The 22,202-nt window shown below is 63.1% G+C and carries 18 protein-coding genes and 2 tRNA genes; 8 read left to right on the plus strand and 12 right to left on the minus strand.

Annotated elements, in window-relative coordinates; genetic code table 11:
• Positions 1-25: 25 nt before the first annotated feature.
• The 4 genes from ACX80V_RS10170 to ACX80V_RS10185 all read right to left on the minus strand — a co-directional run bounded on the left by ACX80V_RS10170 (position 26) and on the right by ACX80V_RS10185 (position 2,434).
• The gene (locus ACX80V_RS10170; protein ID WP_485843026.1) at positions 26-682 is read right to left on the minus strand and encodes an SDR family oxidoreductase; all 657 of its coding nucleotides are present in this window, start codon (positions 680-682) and stop codon (positions 26-28) included.
• A 16-nt stretch (positions 683-698) separates the two neighbouring features.
• A complete protein-coding gene (locus ACX80V_RS10175) occupies positions 699-1,256 on the minus strand; it encodes a dihydrofolate reductase family protein (protein WP_485843027.1) in 558 nt (185 codons plus the stop codon).
• A 45-nt stretch (positions 1,257-1,301) separates the two neighbouring features.
• On the minus strand, positions 1,302-2,084 hold the full coding sequence (gene yidC, locus ACX80V_RS10180; RefSeq protein ID WP_485843028.1) for a membrane protein insertase YidC: 783 nt from the start codon (positions 2,082-2,084) through the stop codon (positions 1,302-1,304).
• Positions 2,085-2,275: 191 nt separating this feature from the next.
• A complete protein-coding gene (locus tag ACX80V_RS10185; protein ID WP_485843029.1) occupies positions 2,276-2,434 on the minus strand; it encodes a tyrosine-type recombinase/integrase in 159 nt (52 codons plus the stop codon).
• Between the two features lie 423 nt (positions 2,435-2,857).
• Here ACX80V_RS10185 and ACX80V_RS10190 point away from each other — a divergent pair, with 423 nt between their 5' ends.
• From ACX80V_RS10190 to ACX80V_RS10200, 3 genes are all read left to right on the plus strand, one after another.
• Positions 2,858-3,103 carry a hypothetical protein gene (locus ACX80V_RS10190; protein WP_141141262.1) on the plus strand — a complete coding sequence of 82 codons (246 nt, stop codon included), beginning with the start codon at positions 2,858-2,860 and terminating at the stop codon, positions 3,101-3,103.
• A 75-nt stretch (positions 3,104-3,178) separates the two neighbouring features.
• Positions 3,179-3,910, plus strand: coding sequence for an ATP-binding cassette domain-containing protein (locus ACX80V_RS10195; RefSeq protein WP_485843030.1), 732 nt, complete (start codon positions 3,179-3,181; stop codon positions 3,908-3,910).
• Entirely contained in the window at positions 3,897-5,318 is a 1,422-nt protein-coding gene (locus ACX80V_RS10200) for a hypothetical protein (RefSeq protein WP_485843031.1), read from the plus strand. Before ACX80V_RS10195 ends, ACX80V_RS10200 begins: the two co-directional genes overlap by 14 nt.
• 1,188 nt (positions 5,319-6,506) lie before the next feature.
• On the opposite strand, the gene ACX80V_RS10205 is transcribed toward ACX80V_RS10200, so the two are convergent.
• The 5 genes from ACX80V_RS10205 to ACX80V_RS10225 form a co-directional block, all read right to left on the minus strand.
• A complete protein-coding gene (locus ACX80V_RS10205) occupies positions 6,507-6,770 on the minus strand; it encodes a hypothetical protein (protein ID WP_485843032.1) in 264 nt (87 codons plus the stop codon).
• Positions 6,771-7,742: 972 nt separating this feature from the next.
• Positions 7,743-7,816: transfer RNA gene (locus tag ACX80V_RS10210), tRNA-Met, on the minus strand.
• 62 nt (positions 7,817-7,878) lie between these two features.
• Positions 7,879-7,950 (minus strand) — tRNA-Thr (locus tag ACX80V_RS10215).
• Positions 7,951-8,185: 235 nt separating this feature from the next.
• A complete protein-coding gene (locus tag ACX80V_RS10220) occupies positions 8,186-10,453 on the minus strand; it encodes a DEAD/DEAH box helicase (protein ID WP_485843033.1) in 2,268 nt (755 codons plus the stop codon).
• A 409-nt stretch (positions 10,454-10,862) separates the two neighbouring features.
• Positions 10,863-11,516, minus strand: a complete 654-nt coding sequence (locus ACX80V_RS10225; RefSeq protein ID WP_485843034.1) for an MOSC domain-containing protein — start codon at positions 11,514-11,516, stop codon at positions 10,863-10,865.
• 171 nt (positions 11,517-11,687) lie between these two features.
• On the opposite strand from ACX80V_RS10225, the gene ACX80V_RS10230 reads away from it, so the two are divergent.
• The 4 genes from ACX80V_RS10230 to ACX80V_RS10245 are packed head-to-tail and all read left to right on the plus strand — an operon-like array spanning position 11,688 to position 16,277.
• Entirely contained in the window at positions 11,688-12,287 is a 600-nt protein-coding gene (locus ACX80V_RS10230; RefSeq protein ID WP_485843035.1) for a Tat pathway signal protein, read from the plus strand.
• A 2-nt stretch (positions 12,288-12,289) separates the two neighbouring features.
• The gene (locus ACX80V_RS10235) at positions 12,290-13,501 is read left to right on the plus strand and encodes a glutathionylspermidine synthase family protein (RefSeq protein ID WP_485843036.1); all 1,212 of its coding nucleotides are present in this window, start codon (positions 12,290-12,292) and stop codon (positions 13,499-13,501) included.
• 31 nt (positions 13,502-13,532) lie between these two features.
• Positions 13,533-15,059, plus strand: a complete 1,527-nt coding sequence (locus ACX80V_RS10240; protein ID WP_485843037.1) for an APC family permease — start codon at positions 13,533-13,535, stop codon at positions 15,057-15,059.
• A 9-nt stretch (positions 15,060-15,068) separates the two neighbouring features.
• On the plus strand, positions 15,069-16,277 hold the full coding sequence (locus ACX80V_RS10245; RefSeq protein ID WP_485843038.1) for an acyl-CoA dehydrogenase family protein: 1,209 nt from the start codon (positions 15,069-15,071) through the stop codon (positions 16,275-16,277).
• Positions 16,278-16,322: 45 nt separating this feature from the next.
• Here the strand turns inward: ACX80V_RS10245 and ACX80V_RS10250 are convergent, their stop codons facing one another.
• On the minus strand, positions 16,323-16,934 hold the full coding sequence (locus ACX80V_RS10250) for a TetR/AcrR family transcriptional regulator (protein ID WP_485843039.1): 612 nt from the start codon (positions 16,932-16,934) through the stop codon (positions 16,323-16,325).
• Between the two features lie 172 nt (positions 16,935-17,106).
• Between ACX80V_RS10250 and ACX80V_RS10255 the strand changes: the two genes are divergently transcribed.
• Complete coding sequence (locus tag ACX80V_RS10255) at positions 17,107-20,283, plus strand: glycoside hydrolase family 2 TIM barrel-domain containing protein (RefSeq protein ID WP_485843040.1); 3,177 nt, start codon at positions 17,107-17,109, stop codon at positions 20,281-20,283.
• Between the two features lie 78 nt (positions 20,284-20,361).
• On the opposite strand, the gene ACX80V_RS10260 is transcribed toward ACX80V_RS10255, so the two are convergent.
• The gene (locus ACX80V_RS10260; RefSeq protein ID WP_485843041.1) at positions 20,362-21,684 is read right to left on the minus strand and encodes an MFS transporter; all 1,323 of its coding nucleotides are present in this window, start codon (positions 21,682-21,684) and stop codon (positions 20,362-20,364) included.
• Complete coding sequence (locus ACX80V_RS10265) at positions 21,681-22,169, minus strand: winged helix-turn-helix transcriptional regulator (RefSeq protein WP_485843042.1); 489 nt, start codon at positions 22,167-22,169, stop codon at positions 21,681-21,683. Before ACX80V_RS10265 ends, ACX80V_RS10260 begins: the two co-directional genes overlap by 4 nt.
• Positions 22,170-22,202 lie beyond the last annotated feature (33 nt).

Consider the following 22,202-nt stretch of genomic DNA (forward strand, 5'->3'; position numbering starts at 1 on the left):
TCCAGCGTCGCGACCGGCCCCTCGGCTACGGCTGCGGCTCCAGGGCGGCGGCAATCGGGAGTGTGCCGTCACGGAATTCGATGGTCCTCCCCGCCGTTTCGGGTAGGTCCAGCACGGCGGCGGCCACACTGGCCGTGTTGCTGCGGGAGGTTGCCCGGCTGCCGTCCGTTCCGGGGTCCACTTCGATGAGCCCTGTCCCCGGCTGGTCCGTCAGCGTCCCGGGACCCAGGATGGTCCAGGCCAGTGCGGTGCCGCGCAGGTACTCATCCGCCGCAGCTTTGGCGTCCGCGTAGGCAAAGAAGCTGTTCTCCGCCGGAACGCCATGGTCCGGCCCCGCGCCCAGGTAGGATACCATCACATAACGCCCGACGCCGGCCTCCGCCGCCGCGTCCATCGACCGGATGGCCGCATCCCGGTCCACCGCATACGTGCGTTCCGGGCTTCCTCCCCCGGCCCCGGCGGACCAGACCACGGCGTCATGGCCCCTGAGGGCGTCGGCGATTGCCGCCGTCGTCGAATTCTCAACGTCCAGGACCGACGGCGTAGCGCCGGTCGCAGCGACATCCGCCGCATGGTCCGGGTTGCGGATCATGGATGTGACGCTGTGACCTTCGGTTGTAAGAAGCGTGGACAGGTGGAGGGCCACTTTACCGTGGCCGCCGATGATAACAATGCTGGTCATGCCCCCATTCTGCCCCCTATGTCCGTGTGCGGTAGCGGAGGTAGGCCACGCCGTTTCCAAAGGTGTGCTCTTCGAGGAGTTCCAGCCGCAGGCCCAGCCCGTCCGGCAGGAAGCGCAGTCCTCCTCCCACGGCCACCGGATTGAGGAACACGCGGCATTCGTCCACCAGCCCGGCGTTGAGCGCCGCAGCGGCCAATGTGGGGCCACCGATGCTGATGTGCGCGTCCGTGGCGTTCTTGAGATCCCGGACGGCGTCGGGAACAAAGGTCCGCTCGATCCTGGTCTTGGCCGTGGATGCGGCGGTGAGAGTGGTGGAGTAGACAACCTTGTCTACCCCTTGCCAAATCCGCGCGAAGTCCCGGATGTAGTCCGGCTGATCGGGGGTATCGAAGGTTTCCCACGCAGACATGACCTGGTACATGCGGCGGCCGAAAAGGTAGGCGCCCACATCGCGCTCGAGATCATTGACGAACGTATGGACTTCCTCGTCCGGCTCGCTCCAGCTGAAGTTGCCGTTGCGGTCCGCGACATATCCGTCCAGTGACGCGATTGCTGAGTAGATGAGCTGGCCCATCCGCCCATTGTGCCGCCGTCGGCAGCGGATGGGTAGGCGCACCCTTCATTTGACGGCGAACTGCTGCGCCATGGTCCAGAGGTTGGTGGTGGTCCAGTAGATCAGGACGCCGATCGGGAAGAGTACTCCACCCACACCGAAAATGAGCGGAAGGGCATACAGGATCACCTTCTGCTGGCGCGCGAGGGGATTGTCTGCGGCCTCGTCAGGCACGCTCCGGGCCACGATCCGTCGTTGCGTGATGAACTGCGCGGCCGTCATGGCCAGGATCATCACGATAGTCAGTACCAGGACCGCCGCTGGGTCGCCGGCACTGCCGTGCAGCACGGACGCTGACAGCGGGGCACCGAAGATGCTTGATTCGTCGAACTGCACAGCCTGTTCGTGGGTCATCGCTCCGATGCCATGGGCTTCCCTGGCTGCGGCTGGGATGCCGGAGAGTACCTGGAAGAGCGCGAAGAAGAACGGCACCTGGATGAGCATCGGCAGGCAGGCGGACAGGGGGTTGGTCCCGTGTTCCTTGTAGAGGGCCATCTGTTCCTGGGCCATGGCCTGCCGGGACAGCTGATCGGTCTTGCCCTTGTACTTCTCCTGCAGCCTCTTCAGGTCCGGCTGCAGGAGCCGCATCCGGCGCTGGGCCTTGACCTGCTGCAGGAACACCGGAATCAGGGCGGCACGGATGATCAGCACCAGGCCGATGATGGACAGAGTCCACGTCCAGCCGCTTGCCGCAGGCATGCCCATGCTGCTCAGGACGTCATGGATTCCGACCATGACGGCGGATACAAGCCAATTGAACGGACCCATGATGGTTCCGAAGAAGTCCACTGCAATCCCCCATCGCCACGTGCAGCAAAGCTACGGCGAAAAGGAGTACTTGTCACGGCCTCGCGCCGCCGCAAACACACCGTCGTGCGGGGAAACAGAAAAGCCCCCGGAATCCGTCAGTTTTTCAACATCAAGAAACAGCCACTTAACAGCCAAGATGATCGTCGCCGCCTGGACAGCCACTCCCGAATTTATCCGCCTGCGGGATGCAGCAGCGCGTCAACGGCCCTTGCCGAAGAGTGGGCGTCGTCTGCGGACAGCTGGGCATAGACATCCAACGTCGTCACCGCCGAACTGTGACCGGCAATCTGCTGGACCACTTTCACATTCGCGCCGGTGCTTGTAGTCAAAGTGACTGCGGTCCTTCGCGGGTCGTGGAAGACAAGGTTTGGGCAAGGCTGCATCCGCCGTTTGGCATCTTTCAACTGCTGGCCGGAATACGCGACGTGCGAAATTTGACGACCGCAGCGCATTGCCTGTCGGAGGTGTGAACACCAGGCCACCCGAGTGCAATCGTTCCCAGTGATCTTCCAGCAGCGCCGCCACAGATTTTGGGATCGGAACTGTTCGCGGCCTCCGGGAGCCGGATTGTTTGTAAGGGCAGTTTCTCATCAACTCATTGAAACTAGGGAAAGCCCTCTATGTAGTTCAGCAAACCATTACTCCATCGTCTTGACGAACCGTCCCGGCACTAGCTACGCTCATGCGGGGGTGCCGGTTAAAGGAGGGAATAAACCTTCCGCCGGCTCGCTCAATAAGGGGGAAAAATCTAAATGGGAACAGCACTTCAGCTCATGATTCCTGGGGGAGCCGTTATTGAAGCAGACATCAAACGTCGCTTTGACGAATCGCTTGTTCGGTTTGATGCCTGGTATCTCGTGGCAGTTGCTATCTTGATTGTGGTCGGAGGCGCTGTGCTGCTCGGCATGGCTGCGTGGTGTGTCATCTTCCAGAATAAGCGCTTCAGCGGCCGGTTTTACTTCAATAATGGCTTTGAGGTCTTCATGGAGTGTGTGTAACTAGTTAGGTACTAGGGGAGCCTGTGGAGGTCTACTTGGCAGGCTCCCCTTCACTTGGGAATTAAGGCAAAATTTGTGAAGACTTTACTCGACGTTAGCAAGGTTTCATTTTCGTACGGATCCGGGCCGATCGTTCTGTTCGAAACAGACTTAGTCGTTGGCGAGGGCCAGATTGTTGGACTCGTAGGTCCCAATGGCTCGGGGAAATCAACGTTGATCAATTTAATTTTTGATAACTACCAACTTAAGCAGGGACGAATCCAACTGTCCGGGCAGGATCACCAGCAGTTGGATGCGAAGAAGTCAGCTATTTACCTGCCCAGCGAAGACTTTCTTCCTGACTTTCTCACCGGACGCGAGTACTACCGGGCAGTCGAGCAAATGTATGGAACGTCCGAGATCAGTGCTGATGAGGTCAGCGCTGTATTCCAAGCGTTAGGCATGGGCGGACGGGAGGAGCACTTGATCGAAGACTACTCACACGGAATGAGGAAGAAGGTGCAATTCCTAGCCGCATTCCTCCTGGATCGACCCCTAACGGTTATCGATGAGACCTTCAACGGGATCGACCTGGACGCACAGCGCTATTGCGCGCGGCGGCTTGCTGAAATGAGAGAACGTGGCAGGGCTGTCTTACTGTGCACGCACGACTTTTCAATACTCGAGGAGCTTGCCGACGATGTTGTTGTGATGAAGAAAGCGCTGATATTGGATCGGATTTCTATTGAGGAGTTGCAAAAAGAGGGGACAACGCTCAAGTCATGGGTTGATGAGATGCTGTTCGGAAGTGAGCATGAAAGCGTCTAATACCCTCCTACTTGTTCGCCTGCTGACGACGTACATGCGTCGGCGTGTCCTTTCACATGGCCTCTTGCGGGATTCATTTTTCAGGCTGGGCATTGCGGCTGTTGCAATCCTCACACTGGCAGCTCTAACCTTGTTTGCTTTCCTCTTCCTGTCGCCAGTGGTGGGCGACGCAGGCACTCTGGAGTTTCTCGTCCGCATAGCGAGCATATCAACGGTCAATTGGACCATCCTCGCCTTCCTCTTCGTTCGAGTCCTTTTTGGTCGGTCGTCAGACATGATGACTTTCACATGGCAGCTTCCGTTGACGAACCGGCAGCGGTCGGCTGCCTTGACAACGTTTGAAGCTCTTATAATTCTCGGAATCATCGGACTCGTATTCGTCCCTGCTAGTATCGCGGTAGTCATTCTGACCGGATTTACAGGGTTAATCTTCATTCTAGAAGGTATTGCTTTTCCCGCAGTATGTGCTTTCACTGTGCTTCTGATCATAAACAACCTTGTTATGAGGATCCTGAACGCTCTAAAACTGTCTCGTATTGCGACTTTTGTTAGCTTGGTCGTATGCGCCACTTTGTTAGGAACGTTCGCTTCAATAACGCAGGCACTCGCGAATGTTATGTCCGTCGATTTTCTAGAGCGGCGCCCTGGCTATCACTTCACCGACAGCTTCGTTACTTTGGGTAGGATCTACGGAGACCTTGCGGCTGTCATTGGATTTTTGGTTATAGCTATTTCGACTGGGATTGTCGCCTGGCTAACAATCCCAGACTCATATACGACGGGACGAAAGTTCTTTGGAATCAACTTCCGTCATACATGGACGTCCACAGAACTCGGCTGGTACGTCCTGGCATGGATTCGACGGGCAGATACATGGTTGACAATAGTGGGGACGTATGCCGTTGCGGCAGTACTGTTAGTGCAAGCACCTACTAACCTTGTATATTCAGTTGGTATCCTAACTACCCAAGCTCTCTATCATTTTTCTGCAACCCGGTCACTCAGGCGCCTTCCTGGAACTGCAGGATCGGCGGGTCGAACGCTGCTCCTTCTGCTAAGTTCTCAGGTGATTGGCTTGGTCGTAGTATCGCTGCCGATTGTGGTAGTCGCCATTTTGACTGGCACAACTCTAATACCGATTCTGCTTACGTTGGGTTCATGCATCAGCGGTGTAATCTTGCTAAATCTCCTCGGAATATTGTTTTCGCAGGACCGTGACAACCCTTTTTCAGCGATAGTGAGCTACCTCGTCTGCCTCCTTATTGTTGCCACGTTGGTTGTGGTTTTTGGAGTCATTGATCTGCCGGCGGCAGTTAGCGCTGTACTTATTGGCGTATTCCATGCCGCGGGCTTGTACTATTCTCTTTTGGGTATTCGGACTGCAACACGGAAGGCGCGCTATGCGTAAATTGTTTTTGGGGGTTAACGCTTTGTTTGGTGGGGCGATCCTCACCTTGATTCTTGCCGCAGGGGCACTCTTGCTACTAATGGCGACGACTCCGGAAGCGGGCGTTCGTAAAGAAGGTCTATTTGGTGGCGTTTTCTTCAGCTCCACGACGTCACCCAGCGGCAGCATTGGCATGTCGCTAGGGATAAGTTCGTGGACTAGCATTGCGACGGTTTGGCTTATATGCAGCCTTTTCATTTTTGCCGTTATTCTTGTAGTCGCCAGACTGCGTCGGTACCGTGCGTCACTTATTGCACAGTCGAGTTCGTAGCGACTCGGCTTATATGCCGACGGCGCGCGCAGTCAGGATACTTGGACTACATGTGGGCTTGTGGGCTGGGGTCGCAGCGTTCTTTCCTGTTGTAGGCATAATCTTTGGCTTATCAGCCAATGATTCCATCTTGGTGGGGCTGTCTGCAGAGTTGGCCGTCCATGTGGTCTTTGGCTTTGGTGGTTCCTATCTTCTGCATGAGGCTGGACATATTGTCTTGTTGTCTAGGTACCCGTCTATTGATGGAATAGATGTAACAGCGTCGTGGACTCGTTTCTCCGTTCATCCCCGTGGTAGTCTCAGCCCGCTCCAAGTGATAGCTGTCGGTTTAATCGGCCCCATCGGTTGCTTCGTGATAGGCGCCGGCTTATGGCTGCTCGGTTCCAATCTGGCTTTCTGGTACATGGGTCACATCATCTTCTTGCTTCCTATTTTTGGCGATGGCAAGGCTGTCCTCTTGTCCCTTACCAAGATGCGGGCCGTGCTGTAGCTTGCTAACGGCCTGACCGTTCTTGCTATGCCGGGCAAGGGCGCGAGGCAAACGGGGGTCTTCCCCGGCCCGTGCCAAGCCATCCTTCGTCTCAGCAGCACCTGCACCAGGTAGACGCAGAGGTAATTGCCGCATAGATCAACGAGCCCTGTTATGTTAGGCCCACGTAGGGCCACCGTGCGAACGTCGTTGTAGGCAATGACGGCGGGCCACGCGCCATTGCTGGTCAGTGCCCTCCTGGCCCGGGTGAACGAGAGGGCGGCAGACCCGCGTGCACGAGACGCGGAGGTGCGTTCACGACGAGCCATGAAAAGCGCGTAAGACGCAGGTGAACTCGCGACGCACCGTCCGCCCGCAAGAGACGCAGGTGCGCCCGATCGGACATTGCCTAAATGCCAGAAACGCAGGTGCCCTGGCGATTGAGTGAACGGCTCCCGATTCTCCCCAGCCCGCCGGGGACGACACGTAATGCCTTGCGCTGGATCCTGGCGACCGGCCTGTCATCGGCAACTTGGAACACTGCCAGCCAGCCCGAGGTCGGGTGGGCGCGCACACTGGGCTTGTAGCCCAGCGACCTGGCGATTTCGACAAAACCGTCGAGAATGCGCCGGTTCGGGTTGACGAACTGGACCTGCCCCTTCTTGTCCGTCACATTGCCGTCCGACCTTGAAGGCAGCCGCGGTGGTGTCGACGGTCCGGCCGGCGGCTGCCCGGACCAGCGGCAGGTCGTGGGATGCAGCGTCGGCCGTCGACTGCTCACCGCGGTTGGTGCGGGCCACTGCAACCATGTTGCGGTTGTAGGCCCGGTCCAGACGGCTGAGGCGTGCCAGGGCCTGGTCGCGATGGCTTTTCCAGCACCAGAGGGTTGCCGCTGGTGCTGGGCGAAGTTCAGGGTGCGATCCCGATGTCTTCGAATTCCCGGACGTCAAGGCCACCGCGCATCATCCGGTTGATGAACCGGGACTTTCGATCAAGTCCCTGCCACATGAAGGAGTCTAAGGACTCCTTCACGACAACGTGGAGATGTGGACCTCGGGGTTCTGGTTGCCCTGACGGAGGATGCGACTGTGGCGTTGCTCGACGTCGGCTGGCCGCCATGGGGCGTCCATGTAAGCGGCCCCGTCGTCCGTTTCTTACCAAGGGAATACCAGAGGGCCGCCCGAGAACTTGGCTGATCGCGGCTGATTCAGGCCGAATCCTCAGTTCCACTGGGCTAAGAAAAAACCCCGTAGTTCCCCATGCAAACACTTGGAACTACGGGGTTCTAGCTGGTGGCTCCGAGCGGCGCCGATCCGGTGACCTTTCGATTTTCAAACGAAAGATCTACTTCGAACCGCTGCTAGCGGCACTACTGACCAGAGTAGGAAGCCGAAGTGGGCGCTTTAGGCGATCTAAAGGCCATAATTCGACGGACGGTACGATTCGCGGCACACCAAGACGATGGGGGCCGTAGAGGGCCACCGAGGGGCTACCGTGGCCACGAAAGCCCAGCCCAGTGCCGGGAGCAGCCATTTAACAGCCACCCCTCAGAGAATATGGAATCTGAGAGACGCCTCTATTACGTGAGTCGTCATTCAAGACAGAAAAGCCCCCGGAATCTCGGGGATTCCAGGGGCTTAGCCTGTAGCGGTGGGGAGGCTCGATCTCCCGACCTCACGATTATGAGTCGTGCGCTCTAACCAACTGAGCTACACCGCCACGAATGAGAAAAACCTGCGCCAAGCCGGTCAAAAACCGCCTTGACACAGGCCCTCATCCAGAGCCCCCCACCGGAATCGATCCGGTGACCTCGTTCTTACCAAGAACGCGCTCTACCACTGAGCTAGGGGGGCAACGAGTAAATACTCTACCGGAAGATTTGGCCACCAACAAATCGGCTCCAGAACGACGCCCGCGGCGCCAAAAGTGCCGGAAATTAGGGCTTTCGGCGCCCTCCGGACGGCCCATAAATCGGCCCGGGGACGGATCCCTGAAGGGATGTGACCAAGCCAACTTAAGCAGCAACGTTAAAGCAGAACGGGCCGGCTAATTGCCGGCCCGTTCTCAGTTCACTTTAGGACGCAGTGGTTACCACTTGTTGCGGGGCTTGAAGCCGCCTTCGGTGCGCGGCTTGCGTGCCGCGTCGGTGCCCACGCTGCGCTCGTTACGGTCGCTGAAGGAGCGGCCGCCGCGGTCAGCGGAGCTACGCTCGCCGTCGGTCTTGCGGAATTCCTTCTTGAACCCGCCGTTGCCCTTGAAGTTGCCGCCACGGTCGCCGCCACCGGCGCCACCGGCGCCACCGCCGGAGTAACCACCACGGTCGCCACCACCGGAGTAACCGCCGCGATCGCCACCGCCACGGTTGCCCTGGTAGCCACCGCGGTCGCCGCCACGGCTGCCCTGGTAGCCGCCACGCTCGCCGTCGCCGGAGGGCTTACGGCCGTTGTCCAGCTCGAGGTGGATCAGCTCGCCGCCGATCCGGGTGCGGGACAGAGCCTTCAGCTGGTCGGCACTGAGGTCCGCCGGGAGCTCCACGAGGGAGTGGTCCGCACGGATGTCGATGCCGCCGATCTGGGCCGAGGAAATGCCGCCTTCGTTGGCAATGGCGCCCACGATGGACCCCGGCATAACGCGCTGGCGGCGTCCGACGGCGATCCGGTAGGTGGCGTTGCCCTCGGTGAGCGTACGGGTGGGGCCACGTGAGCCGAAGCCGTCCTTGGAGCGCTCGCGCTTCTGGAAATCGGGAGCTGCGGCCAGTTCCTTGACCAGCAGAGGCTGACCGCCCTGGGCCATCACGGCCAGCGCAGCAGCGATCTCCGAGGCCGGCACGTTGTGCTCTTCCTCGTAGGAGGAGATGAGGTCGCGGAACGCGGCAACGTCCTCGGACTCGAGGGTCTCCGTGATGCGCTCGGCGAACTTGCCCAGGCGCAGCGTGTTCACGGTCTCGGCCGTGGGCAGGTGCATCTGCTCCACCGGCTGGCGCGTAGCCTTTTCGATGGAACGCAGCAGGTACTTCTCCCGCGGCGTCATGAACAGGATGGCGTCACCGGAACGGCCTGCACGGCCGGTGCGGCCGATGCGGTGGACGTAGGACTCGGTGTCGTGCGGGATGTCGTAGTTGACCACGTGGCTGATGCGCTCAACGTCAAGGCCACGGGCCGCGACGTCGGTGGCCACCAGGATATCGATGCGGCCTTCCTTCAGCGCCTCGACAGTGCGTTCGCGCTGCTGCTGCGGGATGTCGCCGTTGATGGCGGCAGCCTGGAAGCCGCGGGACTTCAGCTTGTCAGCCAGGTCCTCCGTGGCCATCTTGGTGCGCACGAAGGCGATAACGCCGTCGAACTCTTCAACCTCGAGGATGCGGGTCAGGGCGTCAAGCTTGTGCGGGCCCATAACCTGCAGGTACCGCTGGCGGGTGTTGGCGCCGGTGGTGGTCTTGGACTTGACCGAGATCTCGGCCGGGTTGTTCAGGTACTGCTTGGACATCCGGCGGATCTGGCTCGGCATGGTGGCCGAGAACAGCGCCACCTGGCGGTCCGACGGGGTCTGCTGGAAGATCTGCTCCACGTCTTCAGCGAAGCCCATGCGCAGCATTTCGTCAGCCTCGTCCAGCACCAGGTACTGGAGCTCGGACAGGTCCAGGGAACCCTTGGAGATGTGGTCGATCACACGGCCCGGAGTACCGACAACAACCTGGGCACCGCGGCGCAGGCCGGCGAGCTGGGGGCCGTAAGCGGAGCCGCCGTAGACGGGGAGGACGGTGAAGTCATCGATGTGCTTGGCGTACGAGGTGAAGGCCTCGGCAACCTGGAGCGCGAGCTCGCGGGTCGGAGCCAGGACCAGGGCCTGGGTCTTGCGGGACGGGCCGTTGAGGTCGTGGAGCTCGGCCAGGCGGGACAGTGCCGGTACTGCGAATGCTGCAGTCTTACCGGTACCGGTCTGGGCGAGGCCCACAACGTCGCGGCCTTCAAGCAGCAGCGGGATGGTTGCTGCCTGGATGGGGGAAGGCTTTTCGTAGCCGACGTCCATCAGGGCGGCGAGGACGCGGCCGTCGATGCCGAGATCGGCGAACTTGACGCCCTCGTCTTCGGTTTCCTCAGCCTTGGCGGGTGCTTCTTCGGCCTTAGCTTCCTCAGCCTTGGCTACGGGAGCTTCTTCAAACTTGGCAGCAGGCGCCTCGGTCTGAGCGGCAGGCGCTTCTTCGACCTTGGCGGGGGCTTCTTCAGCGGGAGCGGCGGGCGCTTCAGCTTCGGTGGCGGCGGGCTCTGCTGCGGGGGCAACGGCCTCGGTGAACTCGACAGCGACGGTTTCGGCAGTTACTGCTTCGGCGGTGGCGTCGTTTTGATTTTCGGGCATAGGGAAATTTCCTCATCCATAGGGGGCCAGGCGGCACAACCCGAGGTGAGCGGAGCCGCAGTACATGTGCCGTGGGTGCCGGGCATACATTGACCGGCCGGTCACTTAGAAGTCCGGCGCTTTCGCAATCCCGTGGCAGGACTTCCCGCTGCATCTCTTGGCTGCTATCCCAGCAGTCTGTACAGCGTTTTCTTTAGCCGGCTCTCCCTATGAAAATGCCCGCATCACAATCGCGGGCCCCAACACTTGCCAGTCCTGCCTCAAAAATTGGGCAGGAATAAGGGATTTCCGGAGTGGGGGATGTTTCAAGTGTAAGGTACAGATCCGCTTTGCGGCTAATTGAACGTACGACGGCGGCGGTGAGCTTGCGCACATGGCCGTCGGGTTCCATACGGCTAAGGCCGTGACGCTACCGTCCCAGCCGCCGCAGCAGCGCCTCAAAGGTGTCGTGGTACTCGGACTGGAGGCGGATCTCACCGTCGGCGTCGGCATCCCGCAACGCTTCCATCGACTCAAGGTCAGGTTCGCTGAACCACTTTCCGATGGTGATGCCGTGGGTCGGCACGAAAAGCCGGTGGATGTGGTCGCCGGCCTGGACGGTGCCGGTGCGGATCACGCGCAGGTAGGTACCAATCCGGCCCGCTTCCGTGAAGCGCTTGACCCATTGCGGCTCCCCCATCCGACGCTGGAAGGCGGCGCACGGGACGCGCGGCGAAGTGACTTCAACTTCGACGTCGAGCCCGATCTTCCACCGTTCGCCGATCACTGCCCCGGTGGTCTCGATGCCGGACACGCGAAGGTTTTCCCCGAAGATCCCGGGCGGGAGGTCGCGCTGGAGCTCCTTCGCCCAGTAGTCGGCATCATCCTGGGAGTAGGCGTAGATGGCCTGGTCTTCGCCGCCATGGTGGATCCGGCTTGCCTGGACGTCACCGTGGAGGCCGAGTTTGTGGACTTTGACGGGACCTTCCACCGGCCGCTTGTCGATGGCGGTGACTCCCACGCTGCCTTCATCGGGAAGGAGCTGGTGGACACGGCAGACGGCTAGCACTGATGCGGTTTCCATGGCTCCAGTGTAGGGTTCCCGGCGTTACAGCCACCGTTGGAACCGGAGATTGGCAGTTCTCTCCCGTTTCGTGCTCGCAGCCGGACCGGGCAGAGACTACGCTGATTTCAGGATTGAGCTTCCGGCGCACAGCTGCGCCCACATTCAGCATGGACTACCAAGGGGGACGTCATGGACCCGGAAAAGGACCAAGGCAACGGTCCGGACAAGGACAAGGACAAGGCCAAAGGCCAGGGCACCGGTCAAGGCAAGGACCAGGGAGCGCCGAAACCGCCTCCGTGGCAGGTTCCCAAACCTGAGCTGCGCCCCGAACTCCTGAACGAACCCATTCCCACGGTTGATCCGTTCGCCCGGGACCGCGAGCGCCAGACCCATGATGCGGCCGCGCGCAAGAAGCGTTCCCAGCGGCGGACCGTTGTGGTGGGGTTGGGAGTCACGGCCCTCCTCGCCGGCACCATCACCGCCGTCGTGGCCAGCAACCAGGATGAACCCGAGTACGCCCAGGTCTGTTTCAACGACGAAACCGGCGAACGCGTCGAGGATACGCAGTGCAACAGCTCGGCCGGCCGGAGCGGCGCACTATTCGCGTGGTACTTCTACTCCCGCGGCGCCAGCGTGCCAGCGGTGGGGCAGAACCGGTCCTCATATCCGAGCTACACCAGCACCATCCCCAGCGGCGCCAAGGCATCCACCGGGTACAGCGCCAAGGGCGGAACGGTCAGCAGGGGCGGCTTTGGCAGCAGCTCCAAGGGCGGAAGCACGGGGGGCTAGGCGTGAAGCGGTTGTTATCGGAGCCCAGGCCTGACTGGAAGCAGAAGATCGAAGAGCAGGGCCTGGTCTTCTCCACCACCACCATGCCCAACGGCCGGAAGATTGAATACTGGAACGAAGCCGCCTACTACGAATTCACCATGGACGAGGTGGAGACCCTGGAGGTCACGGCCGAGGACATGCACAAGATGTGCCTGGAGGCAGCCAAGTTCCTGGCCACGGGCGCCATGGGGAACATCGGCATCGGCCCGCAGGCACTGGAGCTCGCGGCTGAGTCGTTGCAGGCCGCGGACATGGATGTCTACGGGCGCTTCGACTTTATCTATGACGGCCAGGGCGGACCGGCCAAGATGCTGGAGTACAACGCCGACACCCCCACCGGCCTGATCGAGGCCGCCGTCGCGCAATGGTTCTGGCTGCAGGACGTGTTCCCGGAGAAGGACCAGTGGAACGGCATCCACGAGGCCCTGATCCGGCAGTGGAAGAAAATGCAGTACCGCACCGGCATGAGCACGCTCCACATAGCCCATTCCGAGGCTGAGGAGTCCGGCGAGGACTGGATGACGGCCGCGTACATGCGGGACGTGGCCAGCCAGGCGGGCTGGACCACCATCGGCATCAATATGTCCGATATCGGCTGGGATCCCAACCTGAACCGCTTTGTGGACCTGGACAACTTCATGATCAGCACCATGTTCAAGCTGTATCCCTGGGAGCTGATGATGAAGGAGCCGTTCGGGCACCGGCTGCTGCAGCGGGCACATAATCCCCGTTGGGTGGAGCCTGCGTGGAAAATGCTGCTCTCCAACAAGGCCTTGCTGGCTGCTCTGTGGCACCTGTACCCGGACCACGCTAACCTGCTGCCGGCCTACCTCAACGAGCCCGGGCCCCTGAAGGAATGGGTGGCCAAGCCGCTGCACGGCCGCGAGGGGGACAACATCAAGATCCATGCGCCGGGCATCAGCCTGGAGCAGCCCGGGGGGTACGGCCGTGAGGGCTGGTGCTACCAGCAGTTCCATGCGCTGCCCGACTTCGACGGCAACCACCCCGTCCTCGGCCTCTGGGTGGTGGACGGCGAGTCCGTGGGCTGCGGGATCCGCGAATCGGACGGCCCCATCACCGATTACTTCTGCCGTTTTGTGCCCAACACCATTGACGCCCCGGCGCCGCTTTCAGCGCAGGCCCACTCCAGCAAAGCAGGTATCGCACTATGAGCACCCTGATATTCCAGAGCCCGGTGACCGTATGAGTGCGGAGACGACGACGGCGGGCGGCGCTTCCGGCGGACCGTCCGGCGGTGCCGTCCCCGACAAGGGGCTCCGGGCGGGGATCCTGGACCTCGGCGACTCGGTGATGCTGGGCCTCGCGTCCACGGCGCCCGTGTATTCGCTGGCCGCAACGCTGGGCCTGATCGTGGCCGTCAACGGAAACTACACTCCCCTGATCCTGGTCCTCGGGTTCATCCCCGTCCTGTTCATCGCCTACGCCTTCCGGGAGCTGAACAGCGCCATGCCGGACTGCGGCACCACGTTCACCTGGTCCCGCCGGGCGTTCGGCCCGTGGGCCGGCTGGCTGGGCGGCTGGGGTGTTGCTCTGGCCGGCATCGTGGTCCTGGCCAACCTGGCGCAGGTGGCAGGCCAGTACCTGTGGCTGCTGATCGGCGACGGCTCCCTGGCGGAAAACAAGGTGGTGGTCACCGCCACCGGCGTGCTGTTCATCGTGTTTATGACCCTGGTGAACTACCGGGGCATCCGGCTGGGCGAGCATGTCCAGCGGGTCCTGACGTACGTTCAGTATGTGTCGCTGGGCATCTTCGCGCTGGCAATCATTGTGCGGATCGCGGGCGGGGCCCCGGAGGGCCAGGCGTTCGACGTTGAGTGGTTCAACCCGGCCGGTGCCTTCGCCGACCCCTTCGCCGTGGTGCACGGTTCGCTGCTTGCCCTGTTCATCTATTGGGGCTGGGATACCTGCCTGGCGGTGAACGAGGAGACCGAAAACCCGTCCACCACGCCGGGGCGCGGCGCCGTCATTTCGGCCTTTGTCCTGGTGGCCATCTACGTCTCGGTGGCCTTGCTGGTGATGATGTACGCCACCGTGGGCACCGAAGGCATTGGCCTGGGCAACGAAGCCAACCAAAGCGACGTCTTCCTGGCGATGAAGGACGTGGTCCTGGGTCCGTGGGGCTGGCTGATTGTAGTGGCCGTGCTGGCCTCGGTCCTATCGTCCACGCAGACCACCATCCTGCCCACGGCTCGCGGCACACTGTCGATGGGCGTGCACGGCGCACTGCCGCCGAAGTTCGGCGAAGTCCACACCCGCAACCAGACCCCTGGATTCTCCACCCAGGTCATGGGCGCAGCGGCCATGGTGTACTACGTGGCAATGAGTTTTCTCAGCGAAAACCTGCTCTCCGATTCAATCAGCGCCATCAGCCTGTTCATCGCCTTCTACTACGCACTGACGGGCTTCGCGTGCTTCTGGTATTTCCGGGGCACTTTCCGGGAGTCTGCCCGCAATCTCTGGTTCCGGGGAATCCTTCCGCTGCTCGGGGCGCTGATCCTCACGGCGGCGTTCTTCATTTCCGCCGTCCAGATGTGGGATCCGGCGTACGGTGACACGCAGATCTTCGGCGTCGGTGGGGCGTTTGTCAGCGGCGTGGTGCTCTTGGCCCTGGGCGTCGTCCTGGCCATTGTCTGCCGGTTCCTGCCGTCAACGCGGGAATACTTCACCGGGAAGCCGACGGCGGAGGCCGCCAGACCGACGTCGGCCTAAGATACTCAGATGAGCGACGCTGAAGTCACCGCCGAAGTGCCCCTGACACCGGACACGTCCGACGTCCTGGCCCTTAGTGCGCTGCTGAGCGCTGACGAGCGCGCACTCCAGCAGCGGATCCGCGACTTCACCGACCAGCGGATCAAACCTAACATCGCCAGCTGGTATGACGACGCCGTCTTTCCGCTGGAGCTCGCTCCCGAACTCGGCGAGCTGGGCGTCCTGGGGATGCACCTGGAAGGCTATGGCTGCCCCGGCCGCTCCGCCGTCGAATACGGCCTGGCCGCAATGGAACTCGAGGCCGGCGATTCCGGGATCCGGACCTTCGTCTCGGTGCAGGGGTCCCTGGCTATGACAGCCATCCACAAGTGGGGTTCGGAGGACCAGAAGCAGGAGTGGCTCCCCCGGATGGCTGCCGGCGAGGTGATCGGCTGCTTCGCCCTGACCGAACCCACAGCGGGCTCCGACCCGTCCTCCATGACCACTTTCGCCCGCCGGGACGGTACCGGGGACAACGCCGGCTGGGTCCTGGACGGCGCCAAACGGTGGATCGGGCTGGCCTCCGTCGCGGGGGTGATGGTGGTGTGGGCCAAGACCGACGACGGCGTCCGCGGTTTCCTGGTGCCGGCCGGAACGCGGGGCGTGACCGCCACTCCCATCGCCCAGAAGCTGTCCATGCGCGCTTCCATCCAGTGCGATGTGGTGTTCGACGGCGTCCGGCTGGGACCGGAGGCCATGCTGCCGGGGGCGATGGGCCTGCGCGGGCCGTTTACGTGCCTGAACGAGGCCCGCTACGGGATCATCTGGGGTGCCATGGGCGCCGCGCGTGATTCCTACGAAGCCGCCCTGGCCTATTCCCAGGACCGGCTGCAGTTCGGCAAGCCGCTGGCCGGGTACCAGCTGACGCAGGAGAAGCTGGTGAACATGCTGCTGGAGATCCAGAAGGGCACCATGCTGGCCTTCTATCTGGGGCGCCTCAAAGACGAAAAGAAGCTGCGGCCCGAGCAGATCTCACTGGGCAAGCTGAACAACGTGCGCGAGGCCATCAAGATCGCCCGCGACGCCCGTTCCATCCTCGGCGGCAACGGCATCACGCTGGACTACTCGCCGCTCCGTCATGCTGCCAACCTGGAGTCAGTCCGCACCTACGAGGGCACCGACGAGGTCCACATGCTCGTGCTGGGTCAGCACATCACGGGCCTCGGCGCCTTCCGGTAGCCGCACTCCTGCGGCGCGGTAAACGACCCGGGCCCAGGCGTGTGGTTATTCGGGCAGGATGACCAGCTCAAGGTAGCCACGCAGGCACCCTGCCATGTCGACGCTCTCGGGCGATAGCAGCCACTGTGTCTGGATGCCGTCCCACAGCGCAATCAATGATGCCGCGGCGGCTTCCGGTTCCACGCCGGGGCGCAGCCGCCCTTCCTCGGCGAGCTGCGCGAACCGACGGGCGTAGCTCCGCCGCAGCAGGTCAAAACGTTCGGTGAAATACTCGCGCCCCGGATGGCCGTCCGTGACTGATTCCGCGCACAGCACGGTGTACAACTCAATGACACCGGGAATCTCTTCGTTGAAGCGCGCCTGGCGGATGACGGCGTCAACGAGCGTTTCCTCGGGATCGGGAGGCGTTGTGCCATCTCCGGTGATCGAGTCGCGCCAGTTGAGCACGGCCAGCAGCAGGTCGCTTTTCGACGGGAAGTAATGCAGGAGGCTCGTCTGGCTCATTCCGACGTGGTCGGCAACGTCCTGCAGGGAGCCTCCGCGGTACCCGTGGGCCGCAAAGACGGCGTGCGCGGCAGCAAGGATCGCGTTCCGGCGTTCCGTCGACTTCGCGTACGGTCCCCGCCGGGAGGGCGTGCCCGCCTCGTTTGTGGTCATGGCAAGCCAGTGTACAGCCGGATTTGTGCGATAAATCAAAATTCGAGTGACTACTCGAATTTTGTGTTAGCGTGTCTCGTATCGATTCCAGACGTGTCGGACCTCACAGTCTTGCCATGGTGGTCCTGCAGCGCTTCTGGCGCGGCGGGCTTACAGAAGGAGCAGTCAAGTAATGTCCCAGTCCACAGCATCCGGGCGCACCGCCGATGTTTCCTACATCATCGACCGCGGACCGGGATCGGGCAGGCGGACCGCCGCCCGGTCCTGGCTGCACAGCGAAGCCCCCACCCAGTCACTCAACGGCAACTGGCGCTTCCGGCTCCTGCCCGGCGCACCGGGAACCGCCGGGGGCCGCGGCGCGCTTCCCGCCGGCGAGGCTGTGGAGGGCGTCGCCGAGGAGGCTTTCGATGACTCGTCGTGGGACGAGATCGCCGTCCCGGCACACTGGGTGCTGGAAGGCGACGGTCGCTATGGGCGGCCGATCTACACGAATGTCCGCTTTCCCTTCCCCACCGATGCACCCAACGTCCCTGATGAGAATCCCACCGGCGACTACCGGCGCACGTTCGACTTGCCGGAGTCATGGACCGAAGCCGAGCGGATCCTGCTGCGGTTCGACGGCGTCGAGTCGCGGTACAAGGTATGGGTCAACGGGGTGCCGATCGGCGTCGGCGTCGGGAGCCGGCTGGCCCAGGAGTTCGACGTAACCGGTGCGGTGCGCCCGGGATCGAACGTGCTGGCCGTGCGGGTGCACCAGTGGTCGGCGTCGAGCTACCTCGAAGACCAGGACCAGTGGTGGCTGCCTGGCATCTTCCGCGACGTGACGCTCCAGGCACGGCCGGCGGGCGGCATCGACGATGCCTGGCTGCGCACCTCGTTCAGCGGCTCCGGTGATTCCGGAACAGGTGATTCCGGCGCCGGCACCATTGACCCTGAAATCACGGCAAACGGTGACGCCTTTCCGGTGACGCTGTCCGTGCCGGAGCTAGGCGTGGACGTCACGTGGAACTCCGGGGCGGACGTTGCCCCGGTGGCGATCGACGCCGTCGAACCCTGGTCTGCCGAGATCCCGCGGCTGTATGACGCAACGGTGAGCAGCGCTGCCGAAACACTCTCCCTCCGGCTGGGGTTCCGTACCGTGGAAATCGTGGGGGACCGCTTTTTGGTGAACGGCCGGCGCGTGGTGTTCCACGGCATGAACCGTCACGAGACCCATCCCGACCGGGGCCGCGTCTTCGACGAAGAATCTGCCCGCGCCGATCTGGCCCTTATGAAGCAGTTCAACGTCAATGCGATCCGCACCAGCCACTATCCGCCCCATCCCCGGTTGCTGGACCTGGCCGATGAAATGGGGTTCTGGGTGGTTCTTGAGTGCGACCTCGAAACGCACGGATTCCATGCCCAGCAATGGGCCGGCAATCCCAGTGACGATCCGGCCTGGCGCGAAGCCTTCGTGGACCGCATCGAGCGCACCATCGAGCGCGACAAGAACCACCCCTCCATCGTTATGTGGTCGCTCGGCAACGAGGCCGGCACGGGCGCCAACCTCGCAGCAATGGCCGCGTGGGCCCATGCCCGCGACACCGGACGCCCCGTCCACTATGAGGGCGATTACAGCGGCGCCTACACGGACGTCTATTCGCGGATGTACTCCTCCGTCCCCGAGACCGAGGCGATCGGACGCGACGACTCCGGCTCCCTGCTGCTCGGCTGTTCCGCCGCCGAGTCGGCACGGCAACGGACCAAGCCCTTCATCCTGTGCGAGTACGTTCATGCGATGGGCAACGGCCCCGGCGCCATCGACCAGTATGAGGACCTCGTTGACCGCTACCCACGGCTGCACGGTGGTTTCGTCTGGGAGTGGCGGGACCACGGCATCCGCACACGCACGGAAGACGGAACCGAATTCTTCGCCTACGGCGGCGATTTCAACGAGGTCATCCACGACGGCAACTTTGTGATGGACGGAATGGTCCTCTCCGATTCGACACCGAGCCCGGGACTTTTCGAATACAAGCAGATCGTGGCCCCGATCCGTTTGCGCTTCGGCACCAAGGTGCCCAATGGAACAGCGTCCGACGGCGGTGCGCGGCCGTTCATCACAGTCGCCAATCTGCGGCACTCGGCGGACGCCTCCGACGTTGTGCTCCAGTGGCGGACCGAATTGGACGGCATCCGCAGCGACTCGGGCGAACTGGCAATCGCCGGCGCGTCCGGCAAGGCGCTTGCGGCCGGCGACTCGGCGCAGCTGGAGCTACCGGCGTTTGCTGTCTCAGGCAAAGGAGAGCACTGGCTCACCGTTGAAGCCGCGCTCCGCAAGGACACCGACTGGGCTCCGGCCGGGCATGTGATTTCAGCCGTCCAGCTGGATCTCTCGGAGCCTGCGGCACCGGTTCAGTCGCCGCGCCCGCTGGCTTCCGCAGGCCGGACCGGCTCCTTGGGGGCCGAGTCTGCGGGTGCCGAATCCTCGGGAACCGGAAAGCTGAACCTCGGACCGGCTGTCTTCGAGGAGGGCCGGCTTGTCTCGCTGGGCGGTTTGTCCGTGGCCGGCCCCCGTTTTGAGCTCTGGCGCGCACCGACGGATAACGACGGCGGAGCGGGCCGCGGCAGTTACGATCTCGCCGACCCCTGGCTGAACAATGGAAACGGCGTGCCGGCGCCGACGTCGGCCGCGGTCTGGCGCAATGCGGGCCTGGACCGCCTGACGGCCCGGGTGGAGAAGATCTCGGCGAACGATTCAGGCGTGGCGGTCCGGACACGGTATGCGCCGGCCGACAGCGCTGACTCCGTGACGGTCGAAGAGCAGTGGCAGCTCGCGGATGGGGAACTATGGCTTCGCCTGGATATCGTCCCCAGCGCTGGCTGGAACATGATCTGGCCACGCATCGGGGTCCGGTTCGATTTGCCCGGCTCCGTGGATGGCGCGTCCTGGTTCGGTGCCGGGCCGCGGGAATCGTATCCGGACAGCATGCACGCGGCACTGATCGGGCGGTATTCGGCAGCAATCGACGACCTCACGGTGACGTACGCCAAGCCCCAGGAGAGCGGGCACCGCAGTGCCGTGCGTTCGCTCGAGCTGAACAACGCGGGGGCGCCCTGGCTGAGGATCGAGACGGTGGCGGATGCCCGCGGCCGCCGGCCCGGTTTCACTTTGGCCCGTCACACGGCACAGGAGGTCAGCGCAGCGGCCCATCCCCACGAGTTGCCTCCGAGCGAGCACAGCTACCTCTACCTGGACGCTGCCCAGCATGGGTTGGGTTCACGGGCCTGCGGCCCGGACGTCTGGCCGGACTTCGCCCTTCGTCCGGAGGCCCGCACGGTGACGCTGCGCATCGGGACTGCCGGGTAGCCGCCGAGATGGCATTTCGCGGCAATGTCAGGCGCCGCGACTGCCGCGAAGTGCCATCTCGACGCGTTCCGGACCGGGTTACGCAGCTCCGACCGGGATGGGTTCCTTGGCGCCTGCGTCCTTGCGGATGGTCGCGCTGATCACGGCGGCGATGGTGCACATGGCGGCCGCGCCGAACCAGGCGTAGGTGTACTGGCCGGTGGCGTCCCGGATGGCACCGGCGCCGAGGGCAGCAGCGGCCGCGCCCAGCTGGTGGGCCGCGAACACCCAGCCGAACACCACGCTGCCGTCCGCTCCGAACGTTTTCCGGCAGATTGCCGCGGTGGGCGGTACCGTGGCCACCCAGTCCAGGCCGTAGATCACCACAAAAACGATCATGCTCGGCTGGACGGTGGCGCTCAGGAGCAGCGGCAGCACCAGCAGGCCGATTCCCCGGAACTGGTAGTAGACGGCCAGGAGGATTTTGGGGTTGTAGCGGTCGGTCAGCCAGCCGGACGCGATGGTGCCCAGGATGTCGAAGATCCCGACGACGGCGAGCAGCCCGGCCGCGGTGGTTTCGGGCATGCCGTGGTCGTGGGCGGAGGGGATGAAGTGGGTGCCGATCAGCCCGTTCGTGGTGGCCCCGCAGATCGCAAAACCGGCCACCAGCGCCCAGAATGTCCGTACTCTGCTGGCCCGCTTGAGAACCTGGAGGGCACGCACTGCGGCGTTGCTACTCCGGGCGCTGTCCACAGGGTCCGCTGCCGCAGCAGGCGACGCAGCCGTTCCCTCCTCAGGTGCCGTTTCACCGTAAGGCAAGGCGCCGACGTCGGCCGGTGAATTCTTGAGGAACTTCAGCACCAGCGGAACCACCGCCAGCGCGCCGGCGGCGATCAGCAGCGAGGCCTGCCGCCAGCCCGGATCCTGGGCCAGCATGGCGATGAACGGCAGGAAGACCAGCTGGCCCGCGGCGCTGCCGGCGGTCAGGATGCCGATCACCAGGCCCCGGCTCTTGGAGAACCAGGTGTTGGCGATGGTGGCGGCGAAGACGAGCGCCATGGAGCCGGTGCCGAGCCCGATCAGCAGTCCCCACGTCAGGAGGATCTGCCAGGACTGGGTGACAAGCACCGTGAGCGCGCTGCCGGCCCCGATCATCACCAGGGCGGTGGCGGTGACGGCCCGGATCCCGAACCGTTCCATCAGGGCCGCAGCGAAGGGGGCAGTCAGGCCGAACAGCACCAGGTTGATGCTGACGGCTGCGGACAGCACAGTGGTGGACCAGCCGAACTCCTGCTGCAGCGGCACCATGAGGACACCCGGGGCGGCCCGGAATCCGGCGGCGCCCACGAGGGCCAGGAAGGCGACGGCCGCGACGATCCAGGCAGGGTGCAGTCGGCGGCGCGTGGTTTCGGTGGCGCTCATGCGGCCGTGGCCAGCTGCACGGGCGCGTCCGTCCGGGTGAGGCTGTGCCAGCTGGTGTTGGCGGCCGTGAGCCGTTCCCCGCAGCCGGTGCAGGTGTCCGCGGAGCTGGTCCGCTGGCCGCAGCCGGAGTGGATGACGTACATATGGGCCTGGTCAGACGGCGCCGGGAGGTGCTTTTCCGCCCACATGACCACGGCGTTCAGGACCGGGAGGGCATCCTCGCCGCGGGCGGTCAGGACGTACTCCTGGCGGGGGCGGCCGCCGTCGTCGTACGCCTTCTTCTCGAGCAGCCCCGACTCCACGAGGCCCGCCAGGCGCCTGGTGAGCACCGAATCCGCGACGGCGAGCCGGGACTTCATGGCGTCGAAGCGCCCGTTGCCGAAAAAGACCTCGCGGAGCACCAGCATGCTCCAGGGGTCACCCAAGATGTCGAGACCGCGTGCCATGCTGCAGTTGCGCTGGGACCAGTCGGAGCGGAGTACCATAAAGGCACCCTAGCTAACTTTCTTGAAGAAAGC

It is taken from the genome of Pseudarthrobacter arbutini (assembly GCF_054510915.1).

What these genes read in the sequence shown, in the direction of transcription:
- ACX80V_RS10265 (WP_485843042.1), bottom strand. Translation starts at nt 22,169, where the DNA reads ATGGTACTCCGCTCCGACTGGTCCCAGCGCAACTGCAGCATGGCACGC.
- ACX80V_RS10255 (WP_485843040.1), top strand. Translation starts at nt 17,107, where the DNA reads ATGTCCCAGTCCACAGCATCCGGGCGCACCGCCGATGTTTCCTACATC.
- ACX80V_RS10225 (WP_485843034.1), bottom strand. Translation starts at nt 11,516, where the DNA reads ATGGAAACCGCATCAGTGCTAGCCGTCTGCCGTGTCCACCAGCTCCTT.
- ACX80V_RS10200 (WP_485843031.1), top strand. Translation starts at nt 3,897, where the DNA reads ATGAAAGCGTCTAATACCCTCCTACTTGTTCGCCTGCTGACGACGTAC.
- ACX80V_RS10260 (WP_485843041.1), bottom strand. Translation starts at nt 21,684, where the DNA reads ATGAGCGCCACCGAAACCACGCGCCGCCGACTGCACCCTGCCTGGATC.
- ACX80V_RS10230 (WP_485843035.1), top strand. Translation starts at nt 11,688, where the DNA reads ATGGACCCGGAAAAGGACCAAGGCAACGGTCCGGACAAGGACAAGGAC.
- ACX80V_RS10240 (WP_485843037.1), top strand. Translation starts at nt 13,533, where the DNA reads ATGAGTGCGGAGACGACGACGGCGGGCGGCGCTTCCGGCGGACCGTCC.
- ACX80V_RS10245 (WP_485843038.1), top strand. Translation starts at nt 15,069, where the DNA reads ATGAGCGACGCTGAAGTCACCGCCGAAGTGCCCCTGACACCGGACACG.
- ACX80V_RS10190 (WP_141141262.1), top strand. Translation starts at nt 2,858, where the DNA reads ATGGGAACAGCACTTCAGCTCATGATTCCTGGGGGAGCCGTTATTGAA.
- ACX80V_RS10250 (WP_485843039.1), bottom strand. Translation starts at nt 16,934, where the DNA reads ATGACCACAAACGAGGCGGGCACGCCCTCCCGGCGGGGACCGTACGCG.
- ACX80V_RS10170 (WP_485843026.1), bottom strand. Translation starts at nt 682, where the DNA reads ATGACCAGCATTGTTATCATCGGCGGCCACGGTAAAGTGGCCCTCCAC.
- ACX80V_RS10220 (WP_485843033.1), bottom strand. Translation starts at nt 10,453, where the DNA reads ATGCCCGAAAATCAAAACGACGCCACCGCCGAAGCAGTAACTGCCGAA.
- ACX80V_RS10175 (WP_485843027.1), bottom strand. Translation starts at nt 1,256, where the DNA reads ATGGGCCAGCTCATCTACTCAGCAATCGCGTCACTGGACGGATATGTC.